This window comes from Mesorhizobium sp. Root102, assembly GCF_001425625.1.
GTDB lineage: Bacteria > Pseudomonadota > Alphaproteobacteria > Rhizobiales > Rhizobiaceae > Mesorhizobium.
In genome coordinates this window covers 160,818-182,826 of the sequence record NZ_LMCP01000034.1, presented here as the reverse complement: position 1 = coordinate 182,826, position 22,009 = coordinate 160,818, and the positions used below count along the sequence as shown (strand labels likewise).

Genomic DNA, 22,009 nt, shown 5'->3' with positions numbered 1-22,009 from the left:
TCTTTTTCATCGGTATTCCCCAAAGCCCTAATCGGCTCACGGCAAGTGGGGCATGCACCGATGCTTTGTCAAGACGCCGCTTAACACCCTCAGCGAGAACATCCTTGCGCAGGCGCTCGGACGCGGCCCCCTCGGCAGGCAGGCTCTGCGAGTTTCGCATGCGGCCGCCTTCAGTCCTTCAATCGCCGCAAGCGGCTCATCAGGCTCCGGACGGTCTTGAGCAGTCGCGGATTGGAGCGCACGTAACGCTCGGTCCCGCTGCTCAGCAGAATGGCTGCGTTCGCAGCCCTGCCCCGCAGCGTTATCGGTTCGCAAATCTCGGCCAGGACCGAGCTCGCAGCACCGATATGTTCCTTGTAGCCCTGGCTGCCGACAGACAGGTCGAAATAGTCGAACCCATGTCCGCGCGCCCACATCATCAGCTTGCCCATCGTCGTCAGGCCGGGTGAGACATTGGCGACCGCGTTCTGGTCGATGCCGAGCAGGAGGGTGTGAAGCGTGCCTTTTCTGGTCAGCACATAGATGGAGGCGAGCCAGGCTTCACCGGCGCGCAGCCCGAACAGCCGCACCGATCCGTCGGACAGGCCTTGCAGCGCCGCGTGGCGGTAGAAGTCGACGACCGGGGCCTGCGTCAGGAGGTCGAAACGCCCAAGCTCGCGAAAGCGCCTCAACCGCAGTTCCAGCAGTGTGTCGAAGAGCTCCTCGGTCAGCGCCGGCGTGTCGGCCTCGACCAGAGCGAGGCCGACACGCCGTTCGAAGGCGCGGCACTGCTTGTGGAAGGTCTTGGCGAAAGACGGCTTGCAGATGCGCTTGATGAGCGTCTCCGGTTCGCCATGCAGGACGAGGCCGGAGGTGATCTGGATGGAGTCGCGCACCACCGAAAGCAGCGCCAGCGGATTGGCCACGCCGTGGATCTGCTGCGGGATCCCCGCGATATGGATGCGATCGGCCGGCGGCAGCACGGCGCGGACCGCCGCCCACACGGCGTCGGCACTCTGCCTGGTCCACGCTCTCGCATCCGCCAGCAGCGGCACCGAATAGTCGCACACGCGGCAGCTTAGCCATTCGATCACGTGGTGGCCGCGGGCCCGGCGCCGCATCAGCGGCAGCAGCATGGCCGGCGCGCCCGTAGCAGCGTCGCTCACCTCGATGACGAGCAGGTCCGCGCTCTTGGGCATCAGCCGCGCGGCGATTCCCTCGACCCAGGCATAGTGCTGATGGGCGGTGCAGACGCCGTCCGCCTGGTGTTGCAGCCAGAGCGGCTTGACGGTCTCAAAGCTGGTGTGCAGCCGCGCCGTATAGCGCGCGCCGGCTCCGGCGCTGGCGGCAATCGGGGAAACCGGCCCATCGTCCGTCATCGCAGCCACTTGCATTGCCCGGCTTGCCACATGCTTGTCCTGTCATTTTGGTCCCCCGCGCAAGCGCCGCAAACTCCGCATCAGTCCCTGCATCGTCTTCAGCAGCCGAGGTTTGGAGCGCACGAATACCTCACTTCGGGTGCGGACCTCGAGGGCGGTGCTCACGGCACTGCCCCGCACCGTAATCCCGTGGCAAAGCTCGCGCAGGACCGAACCCTTGGCACCCATATGTTCCTTGTAGCTCTGGTTGCCTACCGACAGGTCGAAATAGTCGAAACCCCGCCCGCGCGCCCAGTTCATCAACTTGCCCATGATCAGAAGCCCCGGTGAGACGTTGGGCACCGCGCCCTGGTCGATTGATATCAGCAGAGCATGAACAGTAACTTGATGGATCAGCAGATATTGGACCGCGATCAGAGCTTCGCCAACGCGCAGCCCGAAGAGCCGCACCGATCCATCCGACAGCCCCTCGAGAGCGGCGTTTCGGTAGAAATCGACAACCGTCCCCTGCGTCAGCAGGTCGAAACGGCCCAATTCTCGAAAGCGGCTGAGCCGCATGCGGACCAGGCTGCCGAAGATCAGCTCCACCAGGGCCGGTGTGTTGGCCTCGACCAGTTCCACGTCGCCGAGCCGTTCGAGCCGGCGCCAGTCCTTGTTGAAGGCCTTGACGAAGGATGGCCTGCATAGGCGCTTGAGGACAGTTTCCGGGTCGCCGTCGATAGCGAGGCCGAAGCTGGTATGAAGGGAATCGCGCGTGGCCGCGAGCAAGGCCAGCGGGTTGGTGACGCCGCTGATCAATTGCGGAATTCCGGTGATGTTGATGCGGTCCGCCGGCGGCAGCACGAAGAGCACCGCGGCCCAGGCCGCCTGTGCGGATTGCCGCGTCCACGGGCTCGCATCGGCCAGCAGCGGTGCCGAATAGTCGCAAACGCCACAGCTCAGCCATTCGATCACCCGATGGTGGAAAGCCGGTCGCCGCATCAGCGGCACCAGCATCCGGGGCGCGCCCGTTGCGGCGTCGTTCACCTCCACGATGAGCACGTCCGCACCTTTCGGTATCAGTCGCGCGACGATTCCCTCGGCCCACGCATAATGCTGGTGCGCGGTGCACACACCGTCCGCCTCGTAGCGCAGCCAGAGCGGCCTGGCCGCTTCCAGGCTGGTGTGCAATCGCGCCGTGTAGGCATCGTTCGCGGCGACGGTTGCGGGATGTAGGGCCTGCCCTTCGGGCAAGCCGGTCGCCGCAGCACTTTGCACTGCCTGGCCTGCCATATCTTCTCTTCTCCTATCGTTTTGCCGTCGCGAGCGAGACCGCCCGTCGCCACGAACCCAACCGGCTGTCGCGCGCCTCATCCGGATGCTCTAGATTCCATATGCGGTGATGCGCGAAATACCATGATGCCGCGAGCACGAAGATCTCGGACACGGCGGAACCCACCAGCGCCCACGGCGGAGACGCTATCGCCAGCAGGATCGCGATCAGTACCAGCCCGACGACCGCGCCGCCCAGCGTGGTGAACGCGACGATCCGGAAATCGCCGAGTATCTCAAGCACGATGCGAGGCATGATATAGAGCATGATCGGGACAAAATTCGCGGTCACAAAAATCCCGATGAATCCGATCGACGCATCCTGCAGGGCCTGGGATTTTATCATCGGCAGGACGAACATGATCGCACATCCATAGGCCAGGCCGCCGAGCCCCATGACGAGCGCCCAGATCTTTGCCTGTGCCCAAACCCGGCCTGTTTCGTTGTTCCGCATCAGCCTCGCGAGCTCTGGCTGCGTCATGTTTACGAAAGCAAGACTGATGATGCGCAGCGGGGCAAACAGCACCAGGACCGCCGCCAGCGGTGCATAGGCGGCAGGCCCGGCAATGCCCGCGACCAGCAGCGCCAGACATTGACCCTGGATGTTGGTGGTGGTCGCGCTGAACGCCGACCAGCGCAGCTGGTGCCAGAGCCTGGTATAGCGTCGCCGCGTCGGCATGCGGAAGCTGATGCGAAGTGTGCGCCGAGCCAGCCGGACCAGGACGAAAATGCCGAACACATTTGCCGCGGCAAGTGCATAGAACACGGTCTGCAGCGGGTCCTGGACCTTCCAGATCGTCAGCCCGGTCAGGACAATGCCGGCGATTGTAAAAGCGCCGTCGCTGATGGAAACGACCACCTGCTGGCGACGCGCGAAGAAAGCCGTGCGCATATGGCTGCGCAACGACCAGGCGCCGACGAAGCAGCCGGCGGCAATTCCGCTTGGATCGCCAAGGAGATGCATCAGAACAGCCGTACCGACGGCCATCAGCAATGCCACGATTAGCGCCGCCGTTCCAAACGCCACGTCATGCGCATCGACGCCGGCACTGTTGGTGCTTTTGCTCATCCAGATGCTGGCGGGAACGGCGGTGAGCGACCTGATATAGGACAGGCCGACGCCGCCCATCACCATGCCAATGGCGAAGAGGCCATAGCCTTGCGCCGACAGCATGTGCAACAGCCCGATGTTGAGAGCAAAGTGAAAGCCGCTCTGCATCGCCTCGCCGCCGATCATCAGCATGAGGCGTCGAACCAGATGGCTCGGGAATGCAAATTTCACGGCCGTGTCTCCGCTTGGCGGGCGGCCCGCGCCCGGCTCGGTCGCGCCATGGTCGTCTTGAGCTTGTCGGCGGCGATCGCCGCGATCGCCGCGGCCGCGACCGGCTCGCTGAACATTGCCTCGTAGCGCGCGCGCCCTGCAGCGACAAAACCGCGCCATGCCTCAGGGGCGAGGATGATCTCCTGCAATTTCGCGGCCAGGGCTGCCGCGTCGCCGGGCGGAACATGCCAGCCGGTCTCGCCATCGCTGACCACTTCCACCAGCCCGCCGATCGCCGACACCAGCGGCGGCCGGCCATAGGCCATTGCCTCGATGGCGACGCGCCCGAGCGATTCCGGACGCCGCGACGGAACGGTGACGATGTCGGCCCAGTGGTAATGCTCCGAAGGGTCGAGCACGAAGGGCAAGACGCTGACGCGCCCGGTGAGGCCCATCGTCTCGACCAGTTCGGCCAGCGCACGTTCGCGCTCGGTGCTTTCGAAGGCGCCGCCGACCAGCCGCACCTCGATCCTCGGCTGGAGTTCTGTCGGCATCGAGGCGATCGCCTCCAGCAAAACCTCCTGCCCCTTGATCCTGTTGATGCGGCCGAGCAGCAGCACGCGCAACGGGCGCTTGCCGTCATAGGTGGTCGGTTCAGGCGCCGCCGGCCCGGCAACGCCGTTGTAGACGACATGCGTGCGGGCGGTCCTGGGATCGCCGAAAGCGGCGCGCGTCGCGCGCGAGTTGAAGATCAGATCCGCATGGCTCCAGTGCATCAGGCCGACGAGTATCCTGCGCATGGCGCCTTCGGGGATCTCGTGGATATGCAGGACAGCCTTGTGGGGAAGAAGGCGCGCGGCCAGCGCATAGTCGGCCACGATCGAGGTGTTGACGTAGACGAGGTCGCATTCCCTGAGGCGCCGCCACGCCCTGAACACGGCAACCGGCAATCGCGCCATCTCGACCGTCGCAAGGCGCGCTATGGCCTGGCGCCTCAGCACCCACAGCGGTTCGAAGACGATCCTGCTGGCATGCGCTTCCAAAATCTGCACGATCGGCCCGCTGCGCGGCAAGACCACCTCGATGTCGGCCGACGGAAACGCGGCGCGCAACGCAGCAACGCTCTCCGCGAAGCTACGGTCGGAACCATAGAGTTCATAGCCCTGATGAACGCAGGCAATCCGCATCTTGTTTCCCGCCAGGTGCTACAACCATCGCGCTCGACGAGGGTGTCCAGAATCCGTGTCGCAAGAATCATGCCTGGTTCGATATGCCCGGCTATCGGTCGATATGTCCGATCACCGGCCGCACGACCCTGGCCACGACCCTGGCAATGCCTCGTTTCGATACAGCTACGCATAGAAGGGTTGACCGAGAATGAAACAACCACCGGGTTCAACACCGTTTTTTTACAACCCCGCGCGATGATCACCCGCCAGTATGCCGAAAATCGGCGGATGGCACGGAAGTTGCCACCTGCTTCCTAAAAATTAAGCAATAGCTAATATATAGAATGCATCTGAAAGTGCCACCAGCCATGAAACCAGAGACGCCAGCCATACTGATCCTGGGGACCCGCGGCATACCCGCGGCCCATGGCGGCTTTGAAACCTTTGCCGAAAGACTGGCGCTGTTTCTTGTCGGGCGAGGCTGGAAGGTCGCCGTCTATTGCCAGGATGAGGTCGAGCGGATCGACCAGCGGGTGCGCAGCGAAACCTGGCGCGGCATCGAGCTCATCCACATCCAGGTTGCCTCCAAGGGGCCGCGCGCGACCCTGGAATTCGACTGGCAATGTGTCCGCGACGCCGCCAGTCGGCCGGGCGTCTGCCTGGTGCTTGGCTACAATGGCGCGGTCTTCCTGACCTGGCTCAGGCTGAAGCGGCGCAAGATCTTCACCAACATGGACGGCATTGAGTGGCGCCGCCCCAAATGGGGCATGGCGGCGCGCACCTGGTTCTGGCTCAACGAATGGATCGGCGCCTGGGCCTCGCATCGGCTGGTCGCCGATCATCCCGCCATCGCCGATCACCTGGCGACGCGCCGGCCGCGCAGCGCCATCGCCACCATCGCCTATGGGGCCGATCCGGTGACATCGGCGCCAGAAGCGCCGGTGCGGGCGCTCGGCCTCGAGCCCGGGCGCTATCTGGTCTCGATCGCGCGCATCGAACCCGACAACAACATCCTGCCGATCGTCGAAGCCTTTTGCTCCGCCAAGCGCGACATGAAGCTGGTGGTGCTGGGAACGCTGTCCGACGACATCCCCTATCATGCCGCCGTCCGCAAGGCGGCGAACAGCTCGGTGGTCCTGCCGGGCGCCATTTACGACCAGGCAATGGTCAAGGCACTGCGCTTCCACGCCCGCGCCTATCTGCACGGCCACACGGTGGGCGGCACCAACCCGTCGCTGGTCGAGGCGCTGGCGGCCGGCAACATGGTGATCGCGCACGACAATCCCTACAACAGGTGGACCGCGGGGGCGGCGGCGATCTACTTCACCGACAAGGACAGTTGCGCCGAACGGATGCAGCAGGCGCTGGACGATGATGACCTGGTCAGGACCTGCGGCCTTGCCGCCAGGGCGCGTGCCCGCGAGGCCTTCCGCTGGGACGATGTCCTGCTTGCCTATGAAAATGAAGCCTACCGCTTGCTCGGCGTGACCGCCTCGGAAGCCATCGCAACCAATCGCGCCTCAGCCGGCACCGCATGACAGGCTGGTCGCGCCGGCGGCTGCTGCGGACGGCGCTGTCCACGGCGGCGGCCCTCGGCTCGCTCCCGATCGCGCCAATCGCCCATGCCGCCGGACCGCGGTTTCGGCGCGGCGTCAACGCCTGGCCCTGGTTTTCGCTGACACGCGAATTTCCCGCACCGCGCACCGACTATGACTGGCCGCCCTTCCAGTCGCAACGGCCGGTGCCGACCCCAGACGACCTTGGTCGGCTGCGCAGGACCGGGCTCGATTTCATCCGTTTGCCCGTCGATCCCGGCCCCTTCCTGGCGGCCGACGCCAGGACACGCGGTCGATTGCTGGACATGCTGGACGCGGCCGTCACCGCCACGCTCGACGCCGATCTCGGCATCATCGTCAACGTCCAGGCCAATGGCGCCACCCATTACTGGAATCCGGACCGCATGGTCTCCAGCACCGCCGCACCCGCCTTCGATCTCTATCGCGGGCTGGTCGGCGAGCTTGCTGGCAGGCTGGAGCGATTCCAGCCCGGCAGGATAGCGCTCGAGCCGGTCAACGAGCCGGCGCAGGCCTGCGCGTCGAACGTCTGGTCGCAGATCCAGCTTTCACTCCTGACCGCGGCAAGGGCGTCGGCCGCGACCCTGCCGCTGGTCGTCACCGGAGGCTGCGGCTCGATGGTGAGCGGACTGACCGCGCTCGATCCGGCACCGCTGGCGCCGTTCGAGCCGATCCTGTTCACCTTCCACTTCTACGAGCCCTATCTGTTCAGCCATCAGGGCGCGCCGTGGATGCGCGAGCCGGTCTACCGGTCGCTCAACAACGTGCCGTGGCCGGCATCCGCCGGCTCGCTGGAACAGACGCTGGCGTCGGTCAGGGCGCGTATGGCGCAGGACACCGAAACCCCCGAAAACACCAAGCAGGCCGCCTATGCCGAAACCGAGCGCGTGCTGAAGGTCTATTTCGACGCCAAGCCCGACCGCTGGTTTGTAGACAAATATCTTGGCGAGGCTCGCGCCTGGGCCGACGGCCACGGCATTGCGCCGGAACGCATCATCATGGGCGAGTTCGGCGCCCTGCGCACCGATGCCCACTATGTCGCGGCGCCCAATCCGGATCGCGCGCGCTACATCGTCGATGTCAGGCAGAGCGCCGAGGCGTTCGGCTTCCCCTGGGCCTTCTGGGATCTCTTCGACGGCATGGGCATGATGGACGACACCACGCGGGCTCTGGACCCGGCGATGGTTGAGGCGCTTGGGCTGGTTATGCCGGAATAGGCACCTGCCATCCCGGCATCCGCCGTAGAGCGCTACGTTTGCGCCGGCTGCGTCCTTTGCCGCACCACCGCCCGCGCCGGCCGGTAAAGCACCAGCACCAGCACCACGAATTTGGTCAGCAGCGTCGTCTTCGACGCGACGCTTTCCGAAGTGTTGATCAGGATGATCCAGCCCAGCATCGGCAGCCAGATGCCGGCATGACAGCGCCGAGCCACCTCAAACAGGAACAGCACGAAACCAAACGTCAGCAAAAGGGTGAAGAAGGCGCCCTGATAGACGATGGTGCGGATGATCGGGTTCTCGATGCCCTGTTCGAGACCGTTGATACGGCGCAGGCTGTCGACCAGGTCGACATCCGGTCCAACGATCAGATCGCGCAGTTCCAGGTACTTGAAGAGCTCGAACATTTCGACGCGGGCATTGGCGCTGCCGCTGTCCGACACGAAGCGCTCCAGCAGCGCGTCGAAAAAGCCATAATATGCCGCCACGACGATGACGACCGGCAGCAGCGCGGCAAGCATGAAGCCGAGTGCTGCACCCAGCAGGTTGACGCGGCCCTGGCGCAATTTGGTGATGCCCTGAAAAAGCAGATAGCAGCCGCCGAGCACGATCGTCGTCACCATCGCCGTGCGGCCGCCGAAGGCGACGAGTGCGGCACATTGCAGGCCGATCAACCCTATCCGCACAGGCATCGACAGGGATCTGGCACCGGAGAGCAGGGCAAGCACGTAGATCGCTGTCGCCATGGCATTGGCAAGCGGATGCCCCTGCAGCGCGCTCGAGCGCAGATCGGTGGTAAACGCCACCCCGTCGAGGCGATAGGGGAAAATAAGCGTCTTGGTGGCGAACTCGAAAAGTGCAAGCAGCGCATTCGCCGTCATGACCACATGAACGACAGTCTGCAGCCCGGCGAATGTCCGTTCGTCGTCCTCGCTGAGCATCAGCACCACAAGTGCCGCGGCCACGAACGTATCGATCATGCCGGCCATGCCGGGACGCTGCCTGGCAATGACGACGAACAGCAGCACGATCGAGATGGCGGCCATCAATGCGCTGGCCGGCCGCCTGTCGGCGACATGCACGAGATAGCCGACCGGATTGCCGAAGGTGCAGGAGCGCCAGGCAAGCAGCAGCACGATGAGATAGGTGGACGGGTGGATCTTGGTCGCCGGGTTGCCGAACAGGCCGTCGTAATTGTAGCCCACCAGCCACAGCATGCCGCCGGAGACGCTGAACAGAACCGCCACCGCCACGATCAGTCCGAAGCGCGTCAGCGCATCGACCGACGTGCCGGCGCGGGGCGCGGCAGCACCATAGTTCGAAGCGCTTCCGCTCCAGCTGGCTGCCATATCAGGCCGCCTCGTCGACCAGCATGGCGCCTGTCGGCAGCCGCCCCATGACGGAAACGGCCTGCGAGGTCGCGTTGACGTCGCGCATCGGCGTGGCGTTCAGCGTGGCGACGAGCAGGATCTCGTCGACCATGGCAACCAGAGGCGAAGCATTGAGATTGTCGGCCAGCGCGCCGCCGTCGATGACAACGAGCTCGAAGCTCCGGCTGGCCTGGGCCAGCATGTGCTGGGCGAAGTAGATGCCATGCGCTTCCTGGAAGACCGCCTTTGAGCGGCCCCTGCCCAGCAGCGCGACGTTGCTGCCGGCCGCGTAGTGGCTGACGGCCTCGAACGCATACTCGCCGCGCAGCACGTCGAGGATTCCCGGCTGCGCCTCCTTCTGACCGCCACCGCTGACATTGGCATCTATGAACAGCACCCGGCTGCCCCTGGACGCCGCAGTATTGGCCAGCAACCGTGCCACCCGACTGCGCTGCGCGCCCTCGCCCGGAGACGATGTCACCAGGATGGACGGCACCAGCGGCCAGTCCGGCGGCCGCTGGCCCGAACTGAACATCCGCCTCAGCGCAAGGCCGACGACGGCGTCGGTTTTCTGGCTGGCCGCAGCGGCCGCACTCCCGCCGAAAGGCCACCAGCGCCGGCCAGTGCCTGACTTTGCCGGGACCACGCCCAGCACCGGCGCCTTGATGGCCGATTGCATCTGGGCGCTGGAAAGCACCGTGGGCGAGGCATATTCGGCGATTAGCGCCAGGCCGGTGCCGAGCCCCAGCCCGCCGAAGATCGCGCCGACGAGCAGCAGCGACAAAGGCGGCCAACTCTTCTTCAGGGCCGGCATGGCGTTGGAGATGATGCGCGCATTGGTGCTGTCGACATTGATCTGCTCGCGCGTCTCCTGGGCGCGCTGGAGATAGTTCGCGTAGACGGAGCGCAGAGCCTCGAGATCGCGCTGCAGTTCGCGCAGCCGCACGGAGGCCTGGTCGGTGTCGAGCGACTTGCTCTTCATACCCGCGACCTTGGCTTCCAGCGCCTGCTGGTTGGCGAGCGCCCGTTCATAGTCGGTCTCGGTGGCGGTGGCGATGCGGCCGAGTTCGCGCGCGATCAGCTGGCGCGTGTCGCGCAGCTGCTGTTGGGCGGCGATCAGCGAGGGATGACGCGGCCCCAGCTCCGTGCCGAGCTGCGAGACCTGGTCGACCAGCGTAGCCTCCTGTGCCCGCAGGCTCGAGATTACCGCCGAGCGCATCGCTTCCGAGGTTGCGTCCGCCGTGCCGCTCTGCCGGCGCATCTGGTCGACCTGCGCCTTCAGCGCCGCGGTGCGGCTCTGCGCCGCCGAAAGCTGCGTGTTGAGCTCGGTCAGTTCCTGGTCGCTGACCAGGTTGCCCGCCGCCATCACCATGTTGTTGGCCGACTTGTAGGCCTCGACGGCATTCTCGGCTTGCTGGACGCGCTTGCGCTGTTCGTCCAGCCGCGCTGTGATGGACTCCGAAGCGTCCTTGGCCATTTGCGCCCGCGCGGCGGCCTGATCGACCAGGTAGGCCTGCGCGATGGCGTTGGCCAGAAGGGCGGCCTTGTCGGCGCTCTTGGCGGTGACGATGACGTCGAGGACCAGGACCTTGTCGGCCCGCTTGACCGCCAGGCGTCGGCGCAGCGCATCGAGCGTCTGCGCCGACCTGTCGCCTTCGGCCGATGCCGAACCGAGCAGGCGCGAGAGCAAGCCCTGCCCGTTGAATTCCGGATCCTGCGTCAGGTTGGTCGCCGCGATCGCGCGCATCAGCACGCCCGTCGACTGGACCACGCTGACCTGGCTCTCGACCTGCGTGATGCCGCCGTCGGGTGAGATGCGGCTGGGATTGACGTCGTTGGTGACCACCTGCAGGTCCTGCGGATCGATAAGGATTTCCGCCGCCGAGCTGTAGAGAGCGGGCGTGAAGAGACCGTAGAGCAAGGTGACCAGCGTCAGCAGCGCGACGGTGCCGAAGATCCAGAACCGGCGGCGCACCAGGATGCGCTTTAGGTCGCCCAGTTCGACCGTCGAGGCCGCGTATGATCCCGCTGGTCCCGCATCCGGGGAATGTTGCTGAGGAACCATGGGCAGAGATGATTGCATGGCTGCCTCCGACAATACCCCATATGCCGGCAAGATCAGATTGCGGCACTAACCTAGCTATTCCTCCAACTGTTAAAAGATTGTTAATTATGTTGGGAAGTCATGTGAATTTTGGCACGCGGTTTGCTTAAAAATATACATACCGAGGTGCTGGGTGCACAGCGAGCGGAGACGTATGCGGATGGGGCTACAATTCGACCGGATCGGCATGGCCGGATACCGCCTTTTCGGGTCTCCAACATGCGGATAAGCCTGCGCCTGGACGGCGACTGCGTGCGTGCCTTCCATGTCGCGCTGCTGGAACGCCTCGCCGCGCTTGGCGATGTCGAGCTGTCCGTCGATACCAGGCCCGCGGGCGGCGGCATCCCGCGCAGCGCCGCGGCCCTGTTTCAACTCGAAACGGCGATACACGGCCTGTCCCATGATGGGCTGGCGAAGCGTGTGCCACTTTCCACGCTCGCTCCCTACAGGACACAGTCCCCTGCTTCGCCCGACCTGGTGATCGACCTCTGCGGCGATGTCAGGCTGGAAGGCACGCGGGTCTGGCGCGTCACCTATGATGGCACAAGTGGGGAAACGGCCTTGCTGGCCCTGATCCTCGCCGGCCGCACACCGCTTGCCCGCATCGAGGAGAACGGTGTCGCGATTGCCGCCGGGCGCCTGGGAACCGAATATGGCGGCATCGCGCTCGCGTCCTTCCAGGACATGCTGGCGCGCACGGCAAGTCTGATCATAGCTGCCCTGTCAGGCGCGGCCAAGTCCGTGCCCGATCTGCCCGAGCCGGCGCAGGCAGGTGCCCCGCCGCTGTTGCCCTCGGCTGGCAAGCTTGGCGTCAGAGCCGGCAAGGCGCTGGCGCGGCGGATCGTCCAGAAGATCTACCATCTTTGCTACAACGCGCCGCACTGGAAGGTCGGCTGGCGGCAAACCGGGGGCCGAGATCTGTTCGACCTGCGCGCGCATCCGGCATCGGGCTGGCAAGAGCTGCCGGACGATGGCAGCCGCTTCTACGCCGATCCGTTCCCGATTCTTTATCAGGGTCAGCTGACCCTGTTCGTCGAGGACTATATCCATCGGCTGGGCCGGGCCATCATCTCCGCGGTGCCCTTCGGCCCGTCTGGCCCGCTCGGCCGACCTGAGCCGGTGCTGGACCTGCCCTACCATCTCTCCTACCCCTTCGTCTTCGAGCGCGACGGCGAGGTCTGGATGGTGCCGGAGAGCTGCGCCAACGGCACGGTCGATCTCTACCGGGCCACCGCCTTTCCTGGCGGATGGGTCAAGGAGGCGACGCTTCTGTCCGGCGTCGTCGCCAGCGACGCCACCCTGGTCGAACATGGCGGCTTGTGGTGGCTGTTCGCCACCATCCGGGATGGCGGCGGCGCCTTCTCCGACACGCTGCATCTGTGGTCTGCGCCGGATTTTCGCGGCCCCTGGATGCCGCATCCGAACAATCCCGTGCTGATCGACATTGCCTCGGCGCGGCCGGCGGGCCGCATGGTCCAGCGCGGCAACGACCTGCTGCGCCCGGTGCAGGACTGCCGCAGGAGCTATGGCGCGGCTCTCGGCATTGCACGCATTTCTCACCTTGATTTGATCGGCATGGAGCAGGTCGTTGAAACCATCTTAAATCCGGGTGCGCTATGGAGTGGGCGCAAACTTCACACACTCAACGAGGCAGGCGGTTTTGAATTCATCGATGGCTCGGCGATTGCACCGCGCTGGAAACGACGGGTCCGCGATTAACCTAAACATTGTTTACTACCAGACACGTGTTCCGGTTTCTTGAGGTTGATTTGGGTCCGGGAGATATCTTTTACCGTAGTGCACTTGGGAAGTTGCTACCAGAAGTTGCTACAAAGAAAGGGCAGCGAAATGAGTACCGCAGAGGCTGGCCAAACCGAAGTCGAAGTGGCGATCGTTGGTGCCGGAATGGCCGGCACCACCTTGGCAACGGTGTTGGGACAAGCCGGGCGCAAGGTTGCGCTGATCGATCCGCACCGCATCCATCACGACGAGTTCCGGGCCGAGAAGATCGGCATGGATCAGATGCTGCTGTTCGAAAAACTCGGCCTCGACGCGACGGTCAAGCGTCTCGTCACCTCGACAACCGACACTCATGTCTTCCGCCTCGGCCAGCTATTCGCGCATGAGAAGAAATCGGAATTCACATTTTCCTATGGCGCGCTGATCAATGGCCTGCGCGATGCCTTGCCGCCGCAAGTGCCGCTGACGGTCGGCAAGGTAACAGAGGTCTCGACCGGACCGGACCGGCAGCGGCTTGTGCTGGCCGACGGTTCCGTCATCAATGCCCGCCTGCTGGTGGTGGCCACCGGCCACGGCGAAGCGCTGCGGCGCGCCGTCGGGGTCGAGCGTGTCGAGCAATCGAAGGCGCATTCGCTGTCGATGGGATTCGACCTCGCCATCTCGCCGCGTGAATTCGGCTCTCAGTCTCTCACCTGCTACGGCAGGCGGGCCGCCGACCGTGTCGCCTACATCAGCATCTTTCCTCTCGGCGACAAGATGCGGGCGAACATGTTCGTCTATCGCACCGTGGCCGAACCGTGGACGCGGGCATTTCGCCAGGATCCGCAAAAGATGCTTTGCGAGCTGATGCCCGAAATATCAGCGCAATGTGGCAACTTCGCAGTGGCAAGTCCCGTCGAGGTCAGGCAGGTCAGTCTGAGCACGACGCAAGGTCATCGCCGCGATGGGGTCGTCTTCATCGGCGACGCTTTCTGCACGACGTGTCCGACGCCGGGCGTCGGCATCGGGCGGGTGATGACCGATGTTGACCAGCTCCATTCGATTCACATTCCGAGCTGGCTGGAAACACCAGGCATGGCAGCTGACAAGATCAGCGCCTTCTACGACGACCCGGTCAAGGTAGCGACCGATGAGGACGGCATGCGTGTGAGCTATTACGCCAAGTCGATCACCATCGAAACCGGGCTGGAATGGCGCGTACGGCGCCTGCGCAACAACACGGCGCGCCGGCTGATGATCATCGGCCGCAAGATGCGGCATCTGGGACAGCGGCAGGCGCCCGTGGCCAACATGCAATAGGGCGCGATCAGCCAATCGCGCCCTATTGATTGCCCTTATCGTGCGAATGCGTCAGACGCCAACCGCTCACTGCGGCGTCGGAGGTGTCGAGGAAGCAGTCTGGGCCGTTACACCCGAAAGCCTGTCGCGCTTCTGCAAAGTTGGCTTCTCGTATTTCTTCACCGCAAAGTGCCCTCCACGTTGGATACGACGTCAGAAGAACCAATTCCATGCCCCGTGTCAATTGTGCCGTTACTGGTTCTTACATCGTTTCTTTGGGGCCTCGATCGAACGATTCTGCACTGTTGCATCGCTGGCACATGTGACGGCCCCATGGGGCCCTCACCCCAGCGTCAATCCCGCCTTCCTCGCCTCCTCGCGCAGGAACGGCAGACCAACCGCAATGACATCATCGGGGTTCTCCGCCACCGGCCGCCACACCGCGAGCCCGCCGGCGATGTCGACATCGACATGGTTCATGCTTTCCAGCGTGATGGCGCCGCTATAGCCGATGTCCGATATCGCCTTCATGCAGGCCGCCCAGTTGAGCATGCCGCGCCCCGGCACGCCGCGATTGGCTTCGGAGACATGGACGTAGCCAAGATAGGGCGCGGCGGCGCGGAAGCCGGCTTCAAAACTCTCCTCCTCGATATGCATGTGATAGGTGTCGAGATGGATGAAGATGTTGTCGGCGCCGACGCGCTCGATGACTTTGGCCGCGTCGATGCCGCGGTTGATCAGATGCGTCTCGTAGCGGTTGCAGGGCTCGATGCCGAGCTTCAGCCCATGCACCTTGGCCGCCTTCGCGGCGCACTCGAGAAAACGGCATATGCCGTCGATTTCCTCCGCCGTCCTCTCACGGCCCGAGGTCTTGCCGATCGTGCCATAGGTGACGCCGCCGAGCGCCTCGCTGCCCACTGCCTCGCACACGCCGAAGGCCGGTTCGAGGAAAGCCAGCGCCTCGTCCGGCCGCGCCACCACGTCGAGTGAAGCAGGCAGGCCAAGCGACGGAATAAGCGCGACATTCCAACGTTCGGCAAAGGCGCGCGTGCGCCTGGTGTCGATCTCCTCGGGGCGCAGCAGCGGAATCTCCAGCAGGCCGATGCCCAGCCCCTTCAACCGCTCCATCTGCGGCTCGATCAGATCGAGATCCCAGACCGGGGCAAGGGCGAACGTGTGCAATCCAAAAAGATTCATCGGGTCTCTCTGTGTTCGTGCGCCGGGAACGCCATCGCGAAGCCCAAAGCCAAAGTAAATCGATCTATCTTCTGAGCGAACGGCGTCATTTCATCTTTCCTCCGGTTGATGTCACGTGCCGGAGCCTCCCCCTTAATGCGAGCCGTTGCCTGGCGAGCCAACGGATTCCCGCATCAGAACCTTGCAAGGCTCGAGCCGCGCGATCGGCGGCCCCTCCCCGCCTTCGATCCTGGCAAACAAGGCCTCCATGGCGTGGCCGGCGATCTGGCGCACCGGCTGCACCACGGCGGCGATGGCCGGCCATGTCACCTGCATCCATTCGGCATCGTCGAAGCCGACCAGCGAAATGTCGTTGGGGCAGTGCCAGCCGCGCCGGCGGAATTCGGAGAGTGCCACCAGCGTACCCTTGAGGAACAGCGAATAGACCGCTGTCGGCCGCTCTCCCTTCGCAAAGTAGTCGCGCAATTGCGCCCTGAGCGGCTCGACATCGGTTTCGGCGAGCACAACGTCGATACGGACATCCGGCGCCAGCTTGAGCGCGGTGCTGCGAAAGCCATCGAGGCGAGCGCGTATCGTCGCCGCCTGTTCGCCAAGACCGACGACCAGGATGTGGCGGTGACCCTTGCCGAGCAGTTCGCGCGCCACTTCGGCACTGGCCGCCGCGCTGTCGGCCGACACTGTGTCGAAGGCATCGTCGGACAACACGCGGTCGATCAGCACGCCGGTCATGCCGTTGACCTTCATGAATGCGGCCGCCGGTCCGTGCTCGTTGCGCACCGGCGCCAGCACCACGCCGGCCACCCGCCAGTCATGCATGCGGGCAAGGATTTCCGTTTCACGCGCTTCGGATTCACGGCTCGATGCCGCCACCAGCGTGTAGCCGCGCTGCTCGGCCAGGCTTTCGAGCTGGGTGACCATCTGGCCGAAGAACTCGCTCTCGAACTCGGGCACGATGGCGCCGATGATGCGGCGCTTGGCCCTGCGCATGTCGGACGCCAGCGGATCGACGCGGTAGCCCAACAGCTCGACGGCATCGAAGACACGCTGCGCATTTTCGGGCTTGACCGTGGTGACGCCGGCCATGACCTTGGAAACGGTGGCGGCGGACACGCCGGCATGGCTTGCCACGTCGTGGATTGAGGCACGCCGCTGCTGGCCTTGCCGATGCGCCATTGGTCCCTCCTCCGAGGCACGAACGTCAGCATTTATCGGCCGCTGGAGAAATGGATAAATCGATTTTTCGTGATTGTAAATCGTTTTATCGGAGGTAATTTACCTCCCAGAAAGCGCGATCCGGATCGTATCGGGAGGAACCATCATGTCAAACAAGGATTTGCCACTGGTCATCAGCGCACCGGAACCACGCACGCTCGGCCTCATCTTCACATCGCCGCAACTGGCGCGCCTCAGGTCGAAATACCGCATCGTCGAGACCACCGCCGACGGGGTAGCAAGACTGCCGGCCGACGTGCTGGCGCAAGCCCGCTACATTATCGGCCAGCCGCCGATATCGCCCGAAACGCTCGACCAGATGAAGGCGCTGCGCTGCGTCTTCAATGTCGAGACCAACCTCATCAACAACATGCCCTACGAGACGCTGTTCTCGCGCGGCATACATGTCGTCACCACCGGCCTCGTGTTCGCCGAGCCGGTGGCCGAGCTTGGCCTTGCGATGGCGCTCAACCTCGCCCGCAACATCGTCGACGCCGACCTCGCCTTCCGGAACGGCAAGGAGCTGTGGGGCGGCGACGGCAACCAGACGGCGCGGCTGCTTTCAGGCGCCGATGTCGGCATCATCGGCTTCGGCGATCTCGGCCGCGCGCTGAACCGGCTGCTGTCGGGGTTCCGTGTCAGCACAAAAGTCTTCGATCCCTGGCTGCCGCCGTCGATCCTCATCGACTTTGGCGTAGAGCCGTCCTCGCTGGAAGAAGTGCTGTCGACCAGCGACTTCATCTTCGTCGTCGCCTCGGTAACCTCTGAGAACCAGGGTTTTCTCGGCGCGGATGCCTTCGCCAGCATGCGCAAGGGCGCCGCCTTCATCCTGCTCAGCCGCGCCGGCGTGGTGGACTTCCCGGCCCTGATGGCGGCAGTGAAGAGCGGCCACATTGTCGCTGCCAGCGACGTCTTCCCGGAGGAGCCGCTGGCGGCGGACCATCCCGTGCGCGCCCTGCCCGGCTTCCTGCGCTCGGCCCACCGCGCCGGCGCCCTCGACATCGCCTTCAAGCGCATGGGTGACATGGTGCTGGAGGACATGGACCTGATCGACCGCGGCCTGCCCCCGCTGCGCTCCAAGCGCGCCGAGCGCGAGACGGTTTCGCGCATGCGCTCCAAGCCCGCCGACAGGAACTGAGCCAGGTTTTCGTCCCTGTCCGGTTGGCCAGCCTTGACCGCCTCGGCTTGACAAGAGCGCGGCCGGCGACGACGCTGCTGTAATCGAACTCTACGGAGAGGCAAGCCATGAAGAAGACCTATGAAAAGCCGGTGCTGGTCAAACGGCAGAAGCTGTCGGTGGTGACGGCGCAGGGAATCCCGTCCTCGGGCCCGATAGGTCCGTCAGGCTGACGCCGCCACAGGGCATTCCCCGCGACGCGCGTCGGCACCGTGTGGAACCTTTGTGTGGCCTTTGCGTTCTTCTCCCGGATCGTCTCCCATTCGATCCGCTCCAATCAAATGCCCCGTCAGGCTCCGGCCGGCGGGGTTCTTTCATTTCAGGGTGGTGGTGGGTCAGTTTGAAAATTTGCAGCGGAACGTTCATTCCGACTGGATTGAACCAGTGCCCATCGGCGCGAAGAAGCACGTCCACCTGAACCTGTAATAGGCCTGGAACTTCAAGTGAGGAATGATCGTCCGGTAAAACGTCATCAAGCGCTCGCAGATATGGTATCGATCATCAGGCGACGTCTGGACACGCTCTCTAGGGATAAACCACTCCGCTTCCTGGGGCTCATTCAAGTAAGCCGGGCGCGGCATCCGGACAAAATAGCCGTCTTTAGTCATCCTGACGTTGTTGGAATCGATCGGGTGGCAATCCTTGTTTCCGCAGCAGTCGTAGCGAAGAACGGGATCAGTCCTGCCCGTATACCAATCATGGGCGTCTGCATCGCCGGGCAGCACAAGGCACGCCAATGCAATGTGTCCTAGCAACTGCCTCATGGAGCTAGCCTCTCGGACTTCAATTATATCATATTAGCGAATGATAATCAAAACGCTGATAAGAGCCGCGAACAACTTCGATCAGCGCGACGATCGTCGATCTCCAAAGCTTGCCGGTAACGCCAGCGGCCGTCGCAGGGGTCATGTGCAACGTGGCATGGATGCGAACATAATTGTAATACATGAGTGCGGAGCAACCGCATTTGCAGCATTGAAGGCTCGCTCGAACTGGCGCACGGGACGCCCGGCCTACGCCAGAAGGCCCGTCACGATTAGCGTCGGTGGCGGGCCTTTTCGTTTTGTGTCCTCACGCGACAGGCGGAACTTTCCAAACAAAGCGACGTTGGTTGTCGCCGGTCAGGCAACAACCCGCGAAAGGTAAATTCCATGGGAAGCACCAGCGACAAGGCTTCGGGCCTCGCCAATCAGGCGGTCGGCAAAGCCAAGGAAGGCGTCGGCAAGGCCGTCGGCAATGATCGTCTGCGGGCCGAGGGCGCTGCGCAGGAAGCCAAGGGCAAGGTCCAGAAGGCTGTTGGCGACGCCAAGTCCGCCGTCAAGGACGCCACCAACAAGACGGCTGCGGCGATCAACAAGAACCTCTGAAGGTTTCCTCGCTCTTTGAAGCAAATAAAGGCCGCCGCGCGAACCGGCGGCCTTCTTCATTTCCGGCTTGCAATCGGCAGGGAACATATCGTCATCCGGGAGATTGAGGACCAGCGCAGCCCGCGCGTTGACCCTGGGGATTTCCTGTCATGGCGAAGCAAGCATCAAAATCGACGGCAACGGACGCCACCATCCACGATCAGAAACTCGAGCGCGGCGCAGGTGGCGAACTGCACCAGACATCATTCGGCTCGACGCCGGTGCTGACCACCGCACAGGGCGGACCGGTCTCCGACGACCAGAACTCGCTCAAGATCGGCGCCCGTGGGCCGACGGTCCTCGAAGACTTTCACTTCCGCGAAAAGATTTTCCATTTCGATCACGAGCGCATTCCCGAGCGTGTCGTCCATGCCCGCGGCTATGGCGCCCACGGCTATTTCGAAACCTATGAATCGCTGGCCAAATACACGCGTGCCGACATCTTCCAGCGCGCCGGCGAAAAGACACCTGCTTTCGTGCGCTTCTCGACCGTTGCCGGCAACAAGGGCTCCGCAGACCTTGCGCGCGATGTACGCGGCTTCGCCGTCAAGCTCTACACGCAGGAAGGCAACTGGGACATTGTCGGCAACAACATGCCGGTGTTCTTCATCCAGGATGCGATCAAGTTTCCCGACCTGATCCACGCCGCCAAGGCCGAGCCTGACAGCGATTTCCCCCAGGCGCAGACCGCGCATGACAATTTCTGGGACTTCATTTCGCTAACGCCTGAAAGCATGCACATGGTCATGTGGGCGATGTCCGACCGGGCCATCCCGCGCTCCCTGCGCTTCATGGAAGGGTTCGGCGTTCATACGTTCCGGCTGCTCAACGCCAACGATGAATCGACCTTCGTGAAATTCCTCTGGAAGCCGAAGCTCGGTCTGCAGTCCGTGGCCTGGAACGAAGCGGTCAAGATCAACGGCGCCGACCCCGACTTCCATCGCCGCGACCTCTGGGACGCGGTCCATGCCGGCAATTTCCCCGAATGGGAACTGCAGCTTCAGCTCTTCGATCAGGCCTTCGCCGACAGCTTCGACTTCGACATCCTCGATCCCACCAAGATCATCCCCGAAGAGGTTCTGCCGCCGATAGCGGTCGGCCGCCTGGTACTCGATCGCATGCCCGACAATTTCTTCGCCGAAACCGAGCAGGTCGCATTCATGACGCAGAACGTGCCGCCCGGCGTCGACTTCTCCAACGATCCGCTGCTGCAGGGTCGGAACTTCTCCTACCTCGACACGCAGATCAAACGGCTGGGCAGCACCAACTTCACCCACCTTCCGATCAACGCGCCCAAATGTCCCTTCCACAATTTCCAGCAGGACGGACACATGGCGATGCGCAACCCGGTCGGCCGCGCCAACTACCAGCCGAATTCATGGGACGAAGGTCCGCGTGAATCTCCGGCCAAGGGGTTCCGGTCCTTCGCCGAAGTCGAAGCCGGACCGAAGGCCCGGTTGCGCTCGGAAACCTTTGCCGATCACTATAGCCAGGCACGCCAGTTCTACATCAGCCAGCAGCCGGTGGAGCAGGCGCACATCGCTTCTGCGCTGACCTTTGAGCTGAGCAAGGTGCAGACCCCGGTCATTCGCGAGCGCATCGTCTCGCATCTTTTGAACATCGATGACGGATTGGCCGGCAAGGTGGCGGATGCACTCGGTCTGAAGGCAATGCCGAAGCCTGCTGGCGCAGCGGTGCCGACACGCCGGGATCTCCCCGTGTCGGACGCGCTCAGCATCCTCAAGAACGGCCCCGGCCGGTTCGAGGGCCGCAAGCTCGGGATTCTGGTGACCGACGGAACCGATGCGGCCTTGCTGAATGCGCTGAAGCAGTCGCTGACAAAGGCCGGCGCAAGCTTCGAGATCATCGCGCCGAAGGTCGGCGGCGCCAAGGCCAGCGACGGCAGCTGGATCGACGCCCAGCAGATGATATCAGGCGCACCTTCGGTTCTCTACGACGCCGTGGCACTCCTGCCGGCAAAGCCTGCAATGGCGGAGCTCCTGAAGGAATCGACCGCCCGCGACTTCGTTGCGGATGCCTTCGCCCATTGCAAGTTCATCGGCTTCGTCGAGGCTGCCGCAGCTTTGTTGTCCAAGGCCGGAATTGCAGAGGACGAGGCGGTTATCCCGCTTGAGTCAGTCAAGGACATTGCTGGCTTTGTCACCAGGCTCGGCGAACTGCGTTGGTGGGCACGCGAGCCGAAAGTGAAGTTGGGTTGAATTCGGCTAACCCGGCGCGGGGTGACGGAGGTCCCGCCGGGCCACGCAGTTGGTTGCGCCTCATGCGTCCGAAGAATCGCTCTCCGCTGCGTCGACATCCCGGCCGGTCCGAAAGATCCGCCTGAGGATGTCGCGCGCGATTTCGGCCCGGTGCTTGTCCTGGCCTCGCAACTCGACGCCGCCGAGCCCTGCCGGCGCTCCACCCGTATGGTCCCACACAATCCAGCTGCCAGGCGCTTCCTGCATGCACTCGAATCTGTCTTTTGGCATCATGCGATTTGTCTCTCGGCATCAAGCGTGCCGTTCGCATGGCCCGCCAATCAAGGCACCTCTATCGATGGCCGACGCTGGGGTTAGGTTGGGCGGGGGCCGGGTCCCGCGTCGGCCAAGGCGGTACCCTAGGTCCGCCGCGTTGC

The 22,009-nt window shown here is 63.8% G+C and carries 17 protein-coding genes and 1 pseudogene; 8 read left to right on the top strand and 10 right to left on the bottom strand.

The features are described 5' to 3' along the window. Window positions 1-170: 170 nt before the first annotated feature. From ASD12_RS23045 to ASD12_RS23030, 4 genes are read right to left on the bottom strand one after another with little or no spacing between them, the layout of a single operon-like run. Window positions 171-1,358: a GNAT family N-acetyltransferase gene (locus ASD12_RS23045; RefSeq protein ID WP_244482960.1), complete on the bottom strand. Its 1,188-nt coding sequence runs from the start codon at window positions 1,356-1,358 to the stop codon at window positions 171-173. Window positions 1,359-1,400: 42 nt separating this feature from the next. Beyond that, on the bottom strand, window positions 1,401-2,630 hold the full coding sequence (locus tag ASD12_RS23040) for a GNAT family N-acetyltransferase (protein WP_056591558.1): 1,230 nt from the start codon (window positions 2,628-2,630) through the stop codon (window positions 1,401-1,403). Window positions 2,631-2,643: 13 nt separating this feature from the next. Further along, window positions 2,644-3,951, bottom strand: a complete 1,308-nt coding sequence (locus tag ASD12_RS23035; protein ID WP_082525623.1) for a hypothetical protein — start codon at window positions 3,949-3,951, stop codon at window positions 2,644-2,646. Continuing rightward, on the bottom strand, window positions 3,948-5,117 hold the full coding sequence (locus tag ASD12_RS23030) for a glycosyltransferase (RefSeq protein WP_056591555.1): 1,170 nt from the start codon (window positions 5,115-5,117) through the stop codon (window positions 3,948-3,950). The genes ASD12_RS23035 and ASD12_RS23030 overlap by 4 nt, the downstream gene beginning before the upstream one ends. A 350-nt stretch (window positions 5,118-5,467) precedes the next feature. Between ASD12_RS23030 and ASD12_RS23025 the strand changes: the two genes are divergently transcribed. Both ASD12_RS23025 and ASD12_RS23020 read left to right on the top strand, forming a co-directional pair. After that, entirely contained in the window at window positions 5,468-6,637 is a 1,170-nt protein-coding gene (locus ASD12_RS23025) for a DUF1972 domain-containing protein (protein WP_056591553.1), read from the top strand. Then, complete coding sequence (locus ASD12_RS23020; RefSeq protein ID WP_056591550.1) at window positions 6,634-7,890, top strand: cellulase family glycosylhydrolase; 1,257 nt, start codon at window positions 6,634-6,636, stop codon at window positions 7,888-7,890. Before ASD12_RS23025 ends, ASD12_RS23020 begins: the two co-directional genes overlap by 4 nt. Window positions 7,891-7,922: 32 nt before the next feature. Here ASD12_RS23020 and ASD12_RS23015 read toward each other — a convergent pair whose 3' ends face one another. Both ASD12_RS23015 and ASD12_RS23010 read right to left on the bottom strand, forming a co-directional pair. Continuing rightward, window positions 7,923-9,239 carry a VpsF family polysaccharide biosynthesis protein gene (locus ASD12_RS23015; protein WP_056591546.1) on the bottom strand — a complete coding sequence of 439 codons (1,317 nt, stop codon included), beginning with the start codon at window positions 9,237-9,239 and terminating at the stop codon, window positions 7,923-7,925. A 1-nt stretch (window position 9,240) separates the two neighbouring features. Further along, the gene (locus ASD12_RS23010) at window positions 9,241-11,343 is read right to left on the bottom strand and encodes an exopolysaccharide transport family protein (RefSeq protein ID WP_056591543.1); all 2,103 of its coding nucleotides are present in this window, start codon (window positions 11,341-11,343) and stop codon (window positions 9,241-9,243) included. Window positions 11,344-11,583: 240 nt separating this feature from the next. Here ASD12_RS23010 and ASD12_RS23005 point away from each other — a divergent pair, with 240 nt between their 5' ends. Then, window positions 11,584-13,083 (top strand): hypothetical protein, encoded by a 1,500-nt coding sequence (locus ASD12_RS23005; protein WP_056591540.1) that lies wholly within the window; start codon window positions 11,584-11,586, stop codon window positions 13,081-13,083. Between the two features lie 129 nt (window positions 13,084-13,212). Beyond that, complete coding sequence (locus ASD12_RS23000; protein WP_056591537.1) at window positions 13,213-14,403, top strand: NAD(P)/FAD-dependent oxidoreductase; 1,191 nt, start codon at window positions 13,213-13,215, stop codon at window positions 14,401-14,403. Between the two features lie 321 nt (window positions 14,404-14,724). On the opposite strand, the gene ASD12_RS22995 is transcribed toward ASD12_RS23000, so the two are convergent. Both ASD12_RS22995 and ASD12_RS22990 read right to left on the bottom strand, forming a co-directional pair. After that, complete coding sequence (locus ASD12_RS22995; protein WP_056591533.1) at window positions 14,725-15,579, bottom strand: sugar phosphate isomerase/epimerase family protein; 855 nt, start codon at window positions 15,577-15,579, stop codon at window positions 14,725-14,727. 132 nt (window positions 15,580-15,711) lie between these two features. Next, entirely contained in the window at window positions 15,712-16,752 is a 1,041-nt protein-coding gene (locus ASD12_RS22990) for a LacI family DNA-binding transcriptional regulator (RefSeq protein ID WP_056591531.1), read from the bottom strand. Window positions 16,753-16,897: 145 nt separating this feature from the next. On the opposite strand from ASD12_RS22990, the gene ASD12_RS22985 reads away from it, so the two are divergent. Both ASD12_RS22985 and ASD12_RS33455 read left to right on the top strand, forming a co-directional pair. Then, entirely contained in the window at window positions 16,898-17,929 is a 1,032-nt protein-coding gene (locus ASD12_RS22985) for a hydroxyacid dehydrogenase (RefSeq protein ID WP_056591527.1), read from the top strand. Between the two features lie 107 nt (window positions 17,930-18,036). Beyond that, window positions 18,037-18,141 carry a hypothetical protein gene (locus ASD12_RS33455; protein WP_082525621.1) on the top strand — a complete coding sequence of 35 codons (105 nt, stop codon included), beginning with the start codon at window positions 18,037-18,039 and terminating at the stop codon, window positions 18,139-18,141. 189 nt (window positions 18,142-18,330) lie between these two features. Here the strand turns inward: ASD12_RS33455 and ASD12_RS22980 are convergent, their stop codons facing one another. Both ASD12_RS22980 and ASD12_RS35495 read right to left on the bottom strand, forming a co-directional pair. Then, window positions 18,331-18,732, bottom strand: a complete 402-nt coding sequence (locus ASD12_RS22980) for a hypothetical protein (protein ID WP_056591525.1) — start codon at window positions 18,730-18,732, stop codon at window positions 18,331-18,333. Between the two features lie 76 nt (window positions 18,733-18,808). Then, window positions 18,809-18,939: pseudogene (locus ASD12_RS35495) on the bottom strand (IS1 family transposase); the annotation flags it as partial. 180 nt (window positions 18,940-19,119) lie between these two features. On the opposite strand from ASD12_RS35495, the gene ASD12_RS22975 reads away from it, so the two are divergent. Both ASD12_RS22975 and ASD12_RS22970 read left to right on the top strand, forming a co-directional pair. After that, window positions 19,120-19,335, top strand: coding sequence for a CsbD family protein (locus tag ASD12_RS22975; protein WP_019859538.1), 216 nt, complete (start codon window positions 19,120-19,122; stop codon window positions 19,333-19,335). 149 nt (window positions 19,336-19,484) lie between these two features. After that, window positions 19,485-21,593, top strand: a complete 2,109-nt coding sequence (locus ASD12_RS22970; protein ID WP_056591522.1) for a catalase — start codon at window positions 19,485-19,487, stop codon at window positions 21,591-21,593. The last annotated feature ends 416 nt before the right edge of the window (window positions 21,594-22,009 follow it).

Bases quoted from the DNA above. Each gene is read 5' to 3' on its own strand.
- ASD12_RS23045 (WP_244482960.1), bottom strand. From the start codon at position 1,358: ATGACGGACGATGGGCCGGTTTCCCCGATTGCCGCCAGCGCCGGAGCC.
- ASD12_RS23040 (WP_056591558.1), bottom strand. From the start codon at position 2,630: ATGGCAGGCCAGGCAGTGCAAAGTGCTGCGGCGACCGGCTTGCCCGAA.
- ASD12_RS23030 (WP_056591555.1), bottom strand. From the start codon at position 5,117: ATGCGGATTGCCTGCGTTCATCAGGGCTATGAACTCTATGGTTCCGAC.
- ASD12_RS23025 (WP_056591553.1), top strand. From the start codon at position 5,468: ATGAAACCAGAGACGCCAGCCATACTGATCCTGGGGACCCGCGGCATA.
- ASD12_RS23020 (WP_056591550.1), top strand. From the start codon at position 6,634: ATGACAGGCTGGTCGCGCCGGCGGCTGCTGCGGACGGCGCTGTCCACG.
- ASD12_RS23015 (WP_056591546.1), bottom strand. From the start codon at position 9,239: ATGGCAGCCAGCTGGAGCGGAAGCGCTTCGAACTATGGTGCTGCCGCG.
- ASD12_RS23010 (WP_056591543.1), bottom strand. From the start codon at position 11,343: ATGCAATCATCTCTGCCCATGGTTCCTCAGCAACATTCCCCGGATGCG.
- ASD12_RS23005 (WP_056591540.1), top strand. From the start codon at position 11,584: ATGCGGATAAGCCTGCGCCTGGACGGCGACTGCGTGCGTGCCTTCCAT.
- ASD12_RS23000 (WP_056591537.1), top strand. From the start codon at position 13,213: ATGAGTACCGCAGAGGCTGGCCAAACCGAAGTCGAAGTGGCGATCGTT.
- ASD12_RS22995 (WP_056591533.1), bottom strand. From the start codon at position 15,579: ATGAATCTTTTTGGATTGCACACGTTCGCCCTTGCCCCGGTCTGGGAT.
- ASD12_RS22990 (WP_056591531.1), bottom strand. From the start codon at position 16,752: ATGGCGCATCGGCAAGGCCAGCAGCGGCGTGCCTCAATCCACGACGTG.
- ASD12_RS22985 (WP_056591527.1), top strand. From the start codon at position 16,898: ATGTCAAACAAGGATTTGCCACTGGTCATCAGCGCACCGGAACCACGC.
- ASD12_RS33455 (WP_082525621.1), top strand. From the start codon at position 18,037: ATGAAGAAGACCTATGAAAAGCCGGTGCTGGTCAAACGGCAGAAGCTG.
- ASD12_RS22980 (WP_056591525.1), bottom strand. From the start codon at position 18,732: ATGAGGCAGTTGCTAGGACACATTGCATTGGCGTGCCTTGTGCTGCCC.
- ASD12_RS22975 (WP_019859538.1), top strand. From the start codon at position 19,120: ATGGGAAGCACCAGCGACAAGGCTTCGGGCCTCGCCAATCAGGCGGTC.
- ASD12_RS22970 (WP_056591522.1), top strand. From the start codon at position 19,485: ATGGCGAAGCAAGCATCAAAATCGACGGCAACGGACGCCACCATCCAC.